At 47.7% G+C, this 11,772-nt stretch carries 19 protein-coding genes; 4 read left to right on the top strand and 15 right to left on the bottom strand.

Features of this window, described 5'->3' with window-relative positions; genetic code table 11:
• The 4 genes from AAC022_RS24705 to AAC022_RS24690 all read left to right on the top strand — a co-directional run.
• A partial coding sequence (locus tag AAC022_RS24705) for a hypothetical protein (RefSeq protein WP_339735516.1) occupies positions 1-273 on the top strand: 273 nt, incomplete at its 5' end.
• Between the two features lie 154 nt (positions 274-427).
• A complete protein-coding gene (locus AAC022_RS24700) occupies positions 428-646 on the top strand; it encodes a hypothetical protein (protein WP_339735514.1) in 219 nt (72 codons plus the stop codon).
• A 430-nt stretch (positions 647-1,076) separates the two neighbouring features.
• Complete coding sequence (locus AAC022_RS24695; protein WP_339735513.1) at positions 1,077-1,412, top strand: hypothetical protein; 336 nt, start codon at positions 1,077-1,079, stop codon at positions 1,410-1,412.
• A gap of 327 nt (positions 1,413-1,739) precedes the next feature.
• On the top strand, positions 1,740-2,132 hold the full coding sequence (locus tag AAC022_RS24690; protein WP_339735511.1) for a hypothetical protein: 393 nt from the start codon (positions 1,740-1,742) through the stop codon (positions 2,130-2,132).
• A 96-nt stretch (positions 2,133-2,228) separates the two neighbouring features.
• Here the strand turns inward: AAC022_RS24690 and pyrE are convergent, their stop codons facing one another.
• From pyrE to rplX, 15 genes are all read right to left on the bottom strand, one after another.
• On the bottom strand, positions 2,229-2,756 hold the full coding sequence (gene pyrE / locus AAC022_RS24685; protein WP_339735509.1) for an orotate phosphoribosyltransferase: 528 nt from the start codon (positions 2,754-2,756) through the stop codon (positions 2,229-2,231).
• A 39-nt stretch (positions 2,757-2,795) separates the two neighbouring features.
• Positions 2,796-3,389 (bottom strand): putative metallopeptidase, encoded by a 594-nt coding sequence (locus AAC022_RS24680; protein WP_339735507.1) that lies wholly within the window; start codon positions 3,387-3,389, stop codon positions 2,796-2,798.
• A gap of 184 nt (positions 3,390-3,573) precedes the next feature.
• Positions 3,574-4,251: a L17 family ribosomal protein gene (locus AAC022_RS24675; RefSeq protein ID WP_339735505.1), complete on the bottom strand. Its 678-nt coding sequence runs from the start codon at positions 4,249-4,251 to the stop codon at positions 3,574-3,576.
• A gap of 79 nt (positions 4,252-4,330) precedes the next feature.
• Positions 4,331-5,347: a DNA-directed RNA polymerase subunit alpha gene (locus AAC022_RS24670; RefSeq protein ID WP_339735503.1), complete on the bottom strand. Its 1,017-nt coding sequence runs from the start codon at positions 5,345-5,347 to the stop codon at positions 4,331-4,333.
• Positions 5,348-5,474: 127 nt separating this feature from the next.
• A complete protein-coding gene (gene rpsK / locus AAC022_RS24665; protein ID WP_339735501.1) occupies positions 5,475-5,855 on the bottom strand; it encodes a 30S ribosomal protein S11 in 381 nt (126 codons plus the stop codon).
• Positions 5,856-6,008: 153 nt separating this feature from the next.
• Positions 6,009-6,395: a 30S ribosomal protein S13 gene (rpsM, locus tag AAC022_RS24660; protein WP_339735499.1), complete on the bottom strand. Its 387-nt coding sequence runs from the start codon at positions 6,393-6,395 to the stop codon at positions 6,009-6,011.
• Between the two features lie 63 nt (positions 6,396-6,458).
• Positions 6,459-6,575, bottom strand: coding sequence for a 50S ribosomal protein L36 (rpmJ, locus tag AAC022_RS24655; protein WP_144980856.1), 117 nt, complete (start codon positions 6,573-6,575; stop codon positions 6,459-6,461).
• Positions 6,576-6,829: 254 nt separating this feature from the next.
• Positions 6,830-8,194 carry a preprotein translocase subunit SecY gene (gene secY, locus AAC022_RS24650; protein WP_339735496.1) on the bottom strand — a complete coding sequence of 455 codons (1,365 nt, stop codon included), beginning with the start codon at positions 8,192-8,194 and terminating at the stop codon, positions 6,830-6,832.
• A gap of 122 nt (positions 8,195-8,316) precedes the next feature.
• Positions 8,317-8,769, bottom strand: a complete 453-nt coding sequence (rplO, locus tag AAC022_RS24645) for a 50S ribosomal protein L15 (RefSeq protein ID WP_339735494.1) — start codon at positions 8,767-8,769, stop codon at positions 8,317-8,319.
• Positions 8,769-9,248: a 30S ribosomal protein S5 gene (gene rpsE, locus AAC022_RS24640; RefSeq protein ID WP_339735492.1), complete on the bottom strand. Its 480-nt coding sequence runs from the start codon at positions 9,246-9,248 to the stop codon at positions 8,769-8,771. Before rpsE ends, rplO begins: the two co-directional genes overlap by 1 nt.
• Positions 9,249-9,284: 36 nt before the next feature.
• Positions 9,285-9,650, bottom strand: a complete 366-nt coding sequence (gene rplR, locus AAC022_RS24635; RefSeq protein WP_339735490.1) for a 50S ribosomal protein L18 — start codon at positions 9,648-9,650, stop codon at positions 9,285-9,287.
• Positions 9,651-9,717: 67 nt separating this feature from the next.
• Positions 9,718-10,263, bottom strand: coding sequence for a 50S ribosomal protein L6 (gene rplF / locus AAC022_RS24630; protein ID WP_339735488.1), 546 nt, complete (start codon positions 10,261-10,263; stop codon positions 9,718-9,720).
• A gap of 65 nt (positions 10,264-10,328) precedes the next feature.
• The gene (gene rpsH / locus AAC022_RS24625) at positions 10,329-10,724 is read right to left on the bottom strand and encodes a 30S ribosomal protein S8 (RefSeq protein WP_339735486.1); all 396 of its coding nucleotides are present in this window, start codon (positions 10,722-10,724) and stop codon (positions 10,329-10,331) included.
• Positions 10,725-10,807: 83 nt separating this feature from the next.
• Positions 10,808-11,353, bottom strand: a complete 546-nt coding sequence (rplE, locus tag AAC022_RS24620) for a 50S ribosomal protein L5 (RefSeq protein ID WP_339735484.1) — start codon at positions 11,351-11,353, stop codon at positions 10,808-10,810.
• Between the two features lie 63 nt (positions 11,354-11,416).
• Entirely contained in the window at positions 11,417-11,770 is a 354-nt protein-coding gene (gene rplX, locus AAC022_RS24615; protein ID WP_339735482.1) for a 50S ribosomal protein L24, read from the bottom strand.
• Between the last annotated feature and the right edge of the window lie 2 nt (positions 11,771-11,772).

The raw sequence follows: 11,772 nt of genomic DNA, 5'->3' as shown, positions 1-11,772 counted from the left end.
TCCTGCGGGCGGCCACATAGGGCCGCACCCTACCGCAACACGGGTCGGAAGTGTTGTTCTGGAGTTGAACCGAGCACCGTCGGACAAGCCGAGCGGTGGAACTATGTAGGAAGCCTCCGTCGGATCGACTGGAAAAATGGTACGTCTGCCCTGACGGTTTCCTGTTGCCCCGTGATTGTGTCCTGGCATACGAAGTTTTTTCGTATGCTTGCGTGTCTTATCAAAAATCCCGTGTGCCACGGACCGGCTCGTCCGGCCGTGCAAAGCGATTAACCGTCCCTACACCCTACATAAAGACAGCATCGGATTGAAAACAAGGCAACTACTCAGGAGAGGAGAACTTGAATCACACCAACATAAACTAATACAATGACGATTCTAATCACTTAGAGCAGGGCAACCATGCCCTTCAAAAATGGGGAGTCGCATGAGTATCAGCTACATTGTTGTCCCCGTCTCACAGCAGCTTCTCGAATGGGGGCGTGAGTGTGGCGTACCGATTTCGCTGGACACGCCTGACGGCCGTTCGGCTACGATGGCTGATCTCACTACGGAACTGGAATTTTTAGGCGGCTTCACTTTTACTATGCAGGGAACGGAAGACAAATTCAACGCCCAGGTCGATTCGATCGAAACGTACGACTAGGAATACGAGTCCCCCGACCCGCTCATGAATAAAGCCTTCGCCGGCACGCACACCAGCCCGAAGGAATCAGTCAGCATCGACCGGCTCAATTCCAAAAAGCAAAACCTGTCCCTCAACTTTCATGGCGAAATCAGACTCATACTTTCAATTAAATTCTAAACCGTCTCTCATAACTGTTGGGATGAAAGCCGAAAGCCTGTCGGGAGAGTTACTCGTTTTCAAGTTTCTTCTTGCGAAAATAAAAGTACAAAACGGCAACACCGAAAAGCAAAAGATTCACAGTAATAAGTATGTAGTAAGAGCGACTGCTTTGCGTTCGTCTGGAAACCTCAGATAAATGTGATGAAACCATATCATTTATAAGAATCGATACTCGAACCATTGCACTTTAAATCAACTCTTTCCGTGGTACAAACTTCTGGATATTAAAATGAATTCATCATTAATTCTAACACTAACACTCACAGTCATGTTGCAAATGACACTGCTTTCCCTGTTTTACTTCTGGTGGGGACCAAAATTAAAAACGAAACCAGATCAGGCTAAGACCTTGAGTTTTTCCAGGGTCATACCTTTCCTCATTTATATCGCCGGTGTTTCCATCATTGGGTTTCTGCCGATGCTACTCTTGAATTCAGGAACTCCTCCCCCATTGCGGCGCTCCGTTCCTCAAAATTCGCCACCGCCACCACCTTTAATCCCCTCCGAAATCGAGCCCACAACAGAAACAGACAAGGATACTCCTTTACCCAAACAGACCCAATAAGGTCTCCATTTCGAAGCAGCCTATGATCTCTCAGTTCAACTGATGACGGTCGGCTGCGAAAAGAAGTTCGGAATCTAACCGCGACCGTTTCAGTTGTCCTGCCGCCGCGTTTCGAGAAGCGATTCTTTCTTCTGAGCTGATTTGCATGCTGACTCATGCACGCGTTCTCAATGTGTATCTATTCTGCCCCGTGACCAGCGAATACACTTCTTCTCCGTTGCTCGGAGGAATGCCGCTCCCGTTGCTGGGAGTGGCTGCTGATTTTCAGCCGAGTCTGTTCCCACTTATTTGTGGGATGACGTTGGTTTTTGCAGGTTGAGAATTGTCATGGCTGCTGTTTCTATTTTTGTCTGGTGGATTATTTGGTTGGCTGTGGTGCCGTTGTATCTTGTGGAAGGACGCACTGGAGTCAAGCGGGGATCGGGAAACGATACCCACTTGAAGTCTCATGAAGACTCTGTGATGTCCCATGAGATGTCATTGAAGGGCTGCGAAGTCGATCGATGCGATAGGGAATATTCGGAAGCAGTCGCGGCGATTTTGAGAAAATGTGTCTCAACACAGAGACTTTTATGGTGCGAATATCAACAGGCTGCGGCGTGTTTAGCAGTGCTGATCTTGTTTGCTCGCGCACGCGACGCAATCTTCGGAATCGGCGCGGCTCTGTCAAGAAGCGTTCAAATACCACAAAACGGGGCTCAACGTGGTGCCTTCAAATAATCAAGCCGACTTTTTCGGTACGACACCAGAAGTCAGGCAGCGGAGCGCCGTTCAGGAGACGGTTCGTTCTGCTGCGCGTCTGCGGACTATCGGCGTTTATGCGATGTCGGCGATATCCTGCATCGTCAAGACCGAGCGCAGTTCCAGATTTTCAGCCTGGAGCGCTTCGGCTCCCCCTGTCTGGCGGTCAATCACACAAACGGCACAAACCGGTTCGATTCCCGAGGAGCGGAGTTTTGTCAAAGCGTCGAGGATCGCGCCGCCTGATGAAACGACATCCTCTACCAAAACGACGTTCTTTCCCGTCAGCTCGATGCCTTCCGCGAATTTGCAGGTTCCATACGTCTTGGCTTCTTTGCGAATGAAAGCAGCGGGCAAGCCTGTGACCTGGCTCAATAGGCTGACCACGGGGATCCCGCCCATTTCCAGTCCGGCGAGTACTTCCGTATTCTCCGGGAGCAGGTCTGCCATTGCTTCTGCAATCTGCTTCAGTAAAACCGGATCGGATTCGAACAGATATTTATCGAAGTACGTGTCTGATGTCACGCCGGAACGGAGTGTGAATGTTCCCGAGAGTTGCGCACAGTTTTTGATTTGCGTCGCGAGCTGCGATCGATTTGACATGAGCATCACCTTCCTGAGTTCAGCGGTTTCCGGGAAACGCTACGCGCTCCGCGATTCATCGACGGGGATCAATTTGGGAATCGGGATCTGCAAGCCAACCACGCCACCATGTTTTTTTTGTAGTGTCGAGAACCGGCATTTCAGAAACGAGTATAACGCCGACGGCGGATTCATTTTCAGATACTGTTTCACCAGGACCGCCATGTGGGCGTCGTATTCTTTCTGGCTATGCGAGTGCACGTGGTAGTGGCCTTCCAGGCGGCGGATGTCGCCGTCGAAGGCCGGGCTGATGTGATACAGTTCGTGGATGACGGTGATCAGCTTTTCCTCTAAGGAATGATTCAGAAAGCGAGGCAGATAAAATGTCAGGATATACAACATCTCCTGTTGGTCCTGGTAGATCCGTTGCACGGTCCACTTCCGGCCGTATCGGGTTGTCTGGAGATCGCCGTTATCGAATCGCAACGGCGTTAGTTTTGCCTGCATTCCGTAAGGCACATTGCGGCGGGCCTGCGCGAAGGCGACTGCGATGCGGTCCATATCCACGTGTTGAAATTCAGGCAGCCGCCTCGAAATATCATGGCACAGATGATACATGGCGTGACTGAAATTAAAGGGCGTTTTCGTTGACATGCTGGGCCAGCCTGGATCCAGGTTTACTTTAGTGTCTTGAGGACAGTTTGAATCTAGTATGAGAATGAGGAAGACGCTTGTTTCAGGCGTAAAAAAAGCTAAGAGCATGTTTAAAATACTCTTAGCTTCAGCATGTTAGCGAGAATCCTGAAATCAGGAAAGTCGAATTTATTTTCGACCCGGCTTACGCCTCTTTCTCTGTGTCTTCTTCTGTTTTGGCTGCTGCAGCTGATTCTTCTCCTGCTTCGTCAGCAGGAGCTTCTTCCGTCACAGCTGGTTCTTCTGTCGCAGCTTCTGAAGTAGAATCGAGTGACTCACTTCGCTTCGTTGGTTTGACGCGATCACGTTCGCCAACGAATTCGATAATGGCCTGCACGCCGGCATCACCCAGACGAACGGTTGCCAGACGAACGATGCGAGTGTATCCGCCGGTTCGTTCAGTGAATCGCTCTGCGAGTTCATTAAACAGAATATCAACGGCTTCATTGTCACGCATGTCAGCGAATGCCCGTCGGCGATAGCTCAATGCGGGAGCCATAGCCTGGTTCCACTGATTCCACTGCTCAGATTCGCGCCAAGTCTTCCATTCGCTGGAATTCTTTTCAGCCGAAGTCGCAAACTGCGCGGCATTCTCGGCGTGCGGCTGTGCTTTCTTGGCCAGTGTGATCAGCTTTTCGATGAGCGGACGCAGTTCCTTCGCCTTCTGAACGGTTGTTGTAATCCGTCCTGAGACCTTAGGAGCGTTTTCTGCTTCCTCATCAATTCGCACTGTCTTAATGAGGCTCACCGCCATATTGCGGAACATAGCCTTACGGTGTGATGCATTACGGCCGAGCTTTCGGCCTCTCATTCGGTGTCGCATGTCTTAACTCTGAATTATTCTGATTGCTAAGAGTAAATGACTCGTTGTTTATATTCTGGTAACGCGAAATCAATCAAGATTAACGCGATTGTGATGAGGAGCTTGGAATCTTCATTCCCAGACGCAGACCAATTTGACTCAGTCTTTCACGAACCTCAACTAATGTTGTTTCTCCGAAATTACGTACATGCAGCAAATGGTCTTCCGACTTGCCGACCAGATCGCGGACAGTGTTAATGCCTTCTGATTCGAGGCAGTTAGTCGCACGTACGGAAAGGTTCAGCTCAGCCAGGCTCTGGTTCAGTTTTTCTTCCAGTTCCAGGTCGATGGGAGCATAACCTGTTGTATCGAGCATTCCCTTGAGACCACCTTCAGGTGGCATTTCCGGACCTGGCTCGCGGTAGGTAATAAACGGATTGAGGTGTTTCCGGAGAATTTTGGAAGCTTCGACCAGAGCCATATCTGGTTTGACAGTTCCATTGGTCCAGATTTCCAGAATCAGCTTGTCGTAGTTTGTACGCTGTCCGACACGGGTATCTTCAATCCGATATCGCACACGAACGACGGGAGAAAACGTCGCGTCGAGTGGAATGACTCCCACTTCGGTTTCATGCTGTGAATGTTCTGAAGCAGGAGAGTAACCACGGCCGTTTTCAATAGTCAGTTCCATATTGAGTGGCACGTCATCGGTCATGGTGGCAATCACCAGATCTTTGTTGATGATATCAACTTGATCGTCGGTAATGACATCAGCGCCAGTGACCACACCACGTTGATGCTTTTCAATTCGCAGCGTCTTGGATGTAGAGCTGGAGTTCTTGACAATCAATGATTTCAAATTCAGGCAAATCTCAGTGATATCTTCAACGACACCGGGAATGGTCGTGAATTCGTGTTGAACGCCTTGGATTTTGACACGTGTTACAGAACTGCCTTCTAAACTGGAAAGCAGGATACGTCGTAAACTGTTGGCAATTGTTGCACCGAATCCACGCTCAAATGGTTCGGCTACAAACATACCATAAGTAGATGTCATTGAGTCCCGGTCAGGGATGACACGGCTTGGTAATTCCAGTCCTCGCCAACGGATTCGCATTGAAATAATCTCCAAAGAACACAGCAAATAGAACCTGATTTTGGAATCATCGTTCTAGTAATTTATTATAATCCAAGCTGTTTTTGCTTACGCAAAAATGGCTTTATATCGTCTGTAAGGTAACGATTCAGACTCTTCGTTTTTTCGGTGGGCGGCAGCCATTGTGAGGCAGCGGTGTGATGTCTTCGATTGCCCGGATGGCAATGCCAGCTGACTGCAGACCGGTGATCGCACTTTCTCGTCCGGAACCAGGTCCCTTGACGCGAATTTCCATCTCTTTCACACCAAACTTCGCTGCTTTTTCAGCACAGATTTCCGCTGCTCTTTGTGCAGCAAACGGAGTGCTCTTGCGACTGCCTTTGAAACCAGAGGTTCCCGCAGTTGCCCAGCAAAGCACATCGCCGTTCAGATCGGTCACTGTGACGGTGGTGTTGTTAAACGTTGCTTTGATATAAGCAATCGCTTTTGTGATGTGACGTTTCACTTTTTTTCGTTTGACTTTAGCCACTCTGCAACTCCTGATGTTTCTGTCAGCATGGAATCAGAAACTGAAACTCATTATTTTGTGATGTTGAAACATGTCGCGGATACTTACAACGACATTCTATTTATTGTTCTGATCTGTTTATGACCAAGTCTGGAGTATTCGAAACACTCAGGCCTAGTTTCGGGCATCCTTAACACCTTTTTTACCAGCAACGGTTTTCTTACCACCTTTGCGGGTTCGGGCGTTGGTTTGTGTATTTTGTCCGCGAACGGGAAGACCACGACGATGGCGAACTCCACGATAAGACTGGATGTCTCGCAAACGAGCAATATCCTGTTGTGTGGCGCGACGCAGTTGCCCCTCTACTGAATAGTCGGTATCCAGCATATTCACAATCCGACTCAACTCATCATCGGTCAGGTCTTTTGCTTTGAGTTGAGGACTGATACTTAATTTGTGGCATATGTCGAGTGCCGTCACGGTTCCGATACCATATAAATAGGTCAGGGAAACATAAACAGGCTTTTCGTTTGGAATATCAACACCGAGAATACGAGGCATTTTTATTTCACTCCGCTGGATGTAAAAACTGAGATCAAATCAATAAGACGCAATTCGAGACGATTACCCTTGTCGCTGCTTATGGCGTGGGTTGGAAGAGCAGATCACGTAAACGCGACCTTTCCGTCTGATGACTTTACAGCTTTCACAAATCCGCTTAACACTAGCTCGGACTTTCATCGTACTACGATTTCTCTATTACTATGGTTCATGATTTTCGAGCATACAATGAGCAATTCTGAACCGCTCATTAGTTGTAACTCGTGTAAAATTAAATAATTATGCCCATAAAATGAGCCAACTCCGGCTTCGTATCAAACCTGAACAATTTCCGAAGCGGAGCGAATTAGGAAATTATAAACGTCGCAAGCCTGAATCGACAAGCGAAACACCCCTTTTTTGGTGAATTTCGCGATGACTGGCCCGTTTATTCTTTACAGATCGCTCTCAAGTAGTCCTGAATAGTTCCGCATCACCAGATGACTGTCAATTTTATTGACCAAATCCAGTACCACGGAAACCACAATCAGTAATCCGGTTCCACCGTAAAAACTCGCCACCAGGAAGTCCACTCCCAACCAGGTCGAAACCAGAGTCGGAATAATCGCTACCAGTGACAGAAACGCTGCCCCTACATAGGTAATTCTTACCATTACCTGTTCGAGATAAGCGGCAGTTCTAGCCCCTGGTCGATAACCGGGGATAAAAGAACCGTAGTCTTTCAGGTTTTCTGCCATATCTTTCGGGTTAAATGTAATTGCCGTCCAGAAGTAACAGAAGAAGTAAATCAATACTACATAAGACATTGTGTAAACAAAGCCACGGCTCATTGGCTGAAAGGCTTCGTCCATCATCGCCCAGAATGTAATGGTGGGCCAATATTCGCTGATTGCATGAAACAGAAAATAAGGGAACATCAATAAACTGGAAGCAAAGATGATTGGCATCACCCCTGCCTGATTCACTCGTAGTGGAAGCGACTGACGTTGACCGCCAGAGACGCGTCTGCCGCGGACATGCTTAGCACTCTGAATTGGAATCCGTCTTTGGCCTTGTGTGATCGCAATCACCCAGACCACCACGAACACAAACACCAGAGCCAGGATCAACAACCGGTCGATACCCGTATCTGTACCGAGTGCGATTCCCTTTTCGAAGGCAGGTTCGATTAAACTCCAACCGGCCTGAGGCATCCGAGCCAGGATTCCTGCCATAATCAATAAGCTGATCCCATTGCCAATCCCGTAGGCGTCGATCTGCTCACCGATCCACATTAAAAACACGGTCCCGGTGGTCATGGTTATTGTCGCGATTATCTGATAGTAGAAGCCTTGATAGCCATCCAGAATCAGACTGGACCCCGAACCGAAACCACCGGCCAGCGTTCGAATCCAGAAATAACTTTGCACCAGACAAATGACAACTGTTGCATAGCGTGTATATTCATTAATTTTCTTACGGCCCGCTTCCCCTTCTTTCTGAAGGCGTTCCAGAGGTGGGTAGACTGTCCCCATTAACTGGAAGATAATCGAAGCAGAGATATAAGGCATGATGCCCAGGCCAAAGATGGTACTCTGGCCAATATTAGAAGCAGAAAATAGAGAGATGACCTGCATCACCTGCCCCAGTCCGCCTTGCTGACTTTGTAAGTCTTTTAGAGTTTCTGCGAGTTGCGCCTGATCCACAAAAGGGAGGGCGATCCAGAACCCCATGCGATAGACGGCTAACAATCCCAGAGTCAGTAGGATTTTATTACGAAGCTCGGGAATTTTGAACAGAACTAATAATTTACCGAGCATGGGTAGCGATCCTTTGTGTCATAATTCAGCAGAAGATTTTGTTTGATCAAATTCAGATCTGTTTCCAAACGAAAATTACGTGTGTTTTCAACTGCTGAAATCAAGTCCTTGAATGAATGCACTTATGACAAAATTCGACTAATCGTTCCCCCGGCAGCTTGAATCTTTTCTTCAGCTGACTGGGAAAACAAGTGAGCGGCCACAGAAAACTTTTTGCTGAGGTCGCCGTTACCTAAAATCTTCACCTGATCGAAACGTCCTTTTGCCAGACCTTTGGCAGACAAAACTTCGGGGGTGATTTCTGTACCACTCTCAAACGCCTGCTCCAGAGCAGCGACATTTACAACAGCCACTTTCTTAGCAAACTGCTTGTTGTTAAATCCACGCTTGGCTACCCGAATCGACAGTGGGGTTTGCCCCCCCTCGAAGCTGGTACGACGCGATGAACCAGAACGGCTACCATATCCATTTTGCCCTCGGCTGGAAGTTTTACCATGACCTGAACCAGGTCCCCGACCAACTCGTTTGCGTTTTTTATTCTTTTTAATTCCGCGATGGACGTCATCAATAAGCATTAGACTTCTACTCCTCTCAAGCGTGCAATATCATCTCGGGTCCGCAGTTTTGAGAGTCCATCAATTGTGGCTTTCACAACATTGATTGGATTATTGGAACCACGACTCTTTGTATAAATATCTGTAATACCGGCAGCTTCTACAACAGCACGCACGCCAGCTCCGGCAATAATACCGGTACCAGGACGAGCTGGTAAGAGCAATACGCGGGCAGAACCAAATCGTCCGACCACTTCATGTGGAACCGTGCGTTCCACAACGTGTACCTGAACCATGCTCCGATTAGCCTGCTTCACAGCTTTATCAACTGCCAAAGGTACTTCGATGGCTTTTCCATATCCCCAGCCAACACGGCCTTCTTTATCGCCAACAACTACCAGAGCAGTAAAACTGAACCGGCGTCCCCCTTTGACCACGCAGGCACAACGGCGGATTTGAATGACTGTTTCTGGCGTTTGCTTCGAACCTTCTTTTGACACGGTATCTTCTCCAACCCGTATTGAGTGTTGTCTCTATTAAAAATCCAGTCCCGCTTGTCGAGCAGAATCAGCCAGGGCAGCAACTCGCCCATGATATCGATACGGTCCACGATCAAAGGCGACTTCTTTAATCCCCTTTTCGACGGCCCGTTCGCCAATCAATTTTCCCACTTTCTCGGCGGCAGCGATGTTTCCACCATTTTTGATTTCACCAGCAATATTCTTATCTTGCGTGCTGGCGGAAGCCAATGTGGTACCTGCCGTATCATCGATCAACTGTGCATAAATATGGTTGTTGCTTCGATACACAGAAAGCCGATAACGACCAGTACGACGAACCGTATTGCGAATACGGAACGAACGTCGTTGCTTCTGCTTTTTCAGGGTTTTTTCTAATTTCATTTTACCGTCATTTTCTAAAAACAGCTCAGCCACAAGGCTAGACCACTAACAGACTGCTTAAAAACTATTAGCTAGCAAAGGCTTTACCAGCTTTACGCCGTACATATTCACCTTCATACCGAATTCCCTTACCTTTATAAGGTTCAGGAGGACGCACGCTACGAATATTCGCAGCAAACTGACCAACAGCATGTTTGTCTGTCGAGGTCACAACAATATTTGTACTGCTGGGAAGGTCGCAGGTGACTCCCTTGGGAACATCCAGAACGATTGTGTTCGCAAATCCGACTTGAAGACTCAGCTTCTGACCATTCAAAGTCGCCTGGTAACCAACACCTTGAATTTCCAGTTTCTTTACGAATGGAGTTTCAACACCTTGGACCATATTCGCAATCAAAGCCCGTGTTAATCCATGCAGGGCACGGCTCTGTCGATCATCGTCAGGACGAATGACATTAATCACGTTTGTTTCCGAATCAAGTTCCACCTTCATGGAAGGATGGCATGTAAACGATAACTCACCATGTTTTCCTTTGATGGAAATGGATCCGCCATCAATCTTGACTTCCACTCCGCTGGGAACAGGAATTGGTTTTTTACCGATTCGAGACATAAGTTCAAATTCCAGTTAAATTAAATGCGTGGCTCTTAACAAGCCAGCCTGTATACACTTTTGAATTACCAAATGGTACAGAGTAATTCGCCGCCCACACCCTCTTTTTTTGCTTCACGATTGCTGAGCACGCCTTTGCTGGTTGAGAGAATACTGACTCCCAACCCCTGCAGAACTTCCGGCATAGACCGTAAATCCTGATAAGCACGACGCCCAGGCTTACTGTCACGAACGATTTTTTGAATCACGCGTTCCCCATTGGGACCGTACTTCAAGTTCACTCGCAACACATTTTGTGGGCTGTTTTCAATGACTTCGTAGTCCCAAACATATCCCTCACGTTGTAAGGTAGCGGCGATCGCAACCTTAATTTTTGAGGCAGGGATATCTACAAAAGGTCGTTCAATCTGCAGTGCATTACGAATTCGTGTCAGCATGTCTGCAATAGGGTCTGTCATCATTAGCTGAATACCCTCACTGTTGTTCTCCGGCAATATACTTTATGGTTGGTATTTTATATAACTCAGTGACAATTCAAAACCGACTACTTGCGAAACGGCATGCCGAATTCTTTCAACAACAGAAAACCTTCTTCGTTGTTGGCAGCACTGGTTACAATTGCGATATTCATTCCCTGGGTATAATGCACGGAATCTGGATCAATTTCCAGGAAGACCATTTGCTCATTCAAACCCAGGCTATAGTTTCCGGCACCATCAAAGGCTTTAGGATTCACACCGCGAAAGTCACGCACACGGGGTAATGCCAGTGAAATCAGTCGTTCCAAGAACTCGTACATCCGTGTGCCTCGCAGAGTCACTCGGCAACCAATTTCCTGGCCTTCTCGTAGTTTGAAGCCAGCAACTGATTTACGTGCACGTGTAATTTGAGCTTTCTGCCCGGCCAGCAGAGTCATATGATCGGCGACTTCAACAAGCCGTTTGCGATCCTGACTTGCAGAGCCAATCCCCATGCTGATCACAACTTTTTCAATTTGTGGCAGTGAGTGTACATTGGCTCGTCCTAATTTATCTTTCAGGACGGGAACAATCTCTTCACGATATTGTTTTAATAATGTTGGTATTGCCATTGTTTTGTTTCAGATTGGCCGAATTTCGGAACAATCTTCCTTACTGAAAACTACAAAATCTGATTACTGTTTCTGGTATTTTGCTTTCGCGGGGCTGATGGTTCCTACAGCCGCACTGCATGACTTGCAAAACCGTTCCTTACTTCCATCGCTTGTATAGCGATAACCAATCCGAGTCGCCGAGCTGCAGGCTTCACAATAATATTTCACATTGGAAATATCGATCGGCATTTCAAGCTCTAAGCGTCCCCCTTGAGGACTTTTCGGATGCCCACGCTTCACGTGTTTAAACACACGATTGATATTTTCCACGGTTATTTTATTACCGCCGGCTACCACCTTCAACACGCGCCGAGGAGTATCGCCTGCATCTGCGCCCGTGATCACAATTACTGAATCGCCACGTCGTATCTTCATTC

The sequence above is a fragment of the uncultured Gimesia sp. genome, assembly GCF_963976445.1.
Lineage (GTDB): Bacteria > Planctomycetota > Planctomycetia > Planctomycetales > Planctomycetaceae > Gimesia.
The sequence above is the reverse complement of the archived record's forward strand: the minus strand, read 5'-3'. Positions and strand labels throughout refer to the sequence as shown.

What these genes read in the sequence shown, in the direction of transcription:
- AAC022_RS24690 (WP_339735511.1), top strand. Translation starts at nt 1,740, where the DNA reads ATGGCTGCTGTTTCTATTTTTGTCTGGTGGATTATTTGGTTGGCTGTG.
- AAC022_RS24675 (WP_339735505.1), bottom strand. Translation starts at nt 4,251, where the DNA reads ATGCGACACCGAATGAGAGGCCGAAAGCTCGGCCGTAATGCATCACAC.
- secY (WP_339735496.1), bottom strand. Translation starts at nt 8,194, where the DNA reads ATGCTCGGTAAATTATTAGTTCTGTTCAAAATTCCCGAGCTTCGTAAT.
- rpsM (WP_339735499.1), bottom strand. Translation starts at nt 6,395, where the DNA reads ATGCCTCGTATTCTCGGTGTTGATATTCCAAACGAAAAGCCTGTTTAT.
- AAC022_RS24680 (WP_339735507.1), bottom strand. Translation starts at nt 3,389, where the DNA reads ATGTCAACGAAAACGCCCTTTAATTTCAGTCACGCCATGTATCATCTG.
- AAC022_RS24670 (WP_339735503.1), bottom strand. Translation starts at nt 5,347, where the DNA reads ATGCGAATCCGTTGGCGAGGACTGGAATTACCAAGCCGTGTCATCCCT.
- rpmJ (WP_144980856.1), bottom strand. Translation starts at nt 6,575, where the DNA reads ATGAAAGTCCGAGCTAGTGTTAAGCGGATTTGTGAAAGCTGTAAAGTC.
- AAC022_RS24700 (WP_339735514.1), top strand. Translation starts at nt 428, where the DNA reads ATGAGTATCAGCTACATTGTTGTCCCCGTCTCACAGCAGCTTCTCGAA.
- rplX (WP_339735482.1), bottom strand. Translation starts at nt 11,770, where the DNA reads ATGAAGATACGACGTGGCGATTCAGTAATTGTGATCACGGGCGCAGAT.
- rplF (WP_339735488.1), bottom strand. Translation starts at nt 10,263, where the DNA reads ATGTCTCGAATCGGTAAAAAACCAATTCCTGTTCCCAGCGGAGTGGAA.
- pyrE (WP_339735509.1), bottom strand. Translation starts at nt 2,756, where the DNA reads ATGTCAAATCGATCGCAGCTCGCGACGCAAATCAAAAACTGTGCGCAA.
- rpsH (WP_339735486.1), bottom strand. Translation starts at nt 10,724, where the DNA reads ATGATGACAGACCCTATTGCAGACATGCTGACACGAATTCGTAATGCA.
- rplO (WP_339735494.1), bottom strand. Translation starts at nt 8,769, where the DNA reads ATGCTTATTGATGACGTCCATCGCGGAATTAAAAAGAATAAAAAACGC.
- rplE (WP_339735484.1), bottom strand. Translation starts at nt 11,353, where the DNA reads ATGGCAATACCAACATTATTAAAACAATATCGTGAAGAGATTGTTCCC.
- AAC022_RS24695 (WP_339735513.1), top strand. Translation starts at nt 1,077, where the DNA reads ATGAATTCATCATTAATTCTAACACTAACACTCACAGTCATGTTGCAA.
- rplR (WP_339735490.1), bottom strand. Translation starts at nt 9,650, where the DNA reads ATGAAATTAGAAAAAACCCTGAAAAAGCAGAAGCAACGACGTTCGTTC.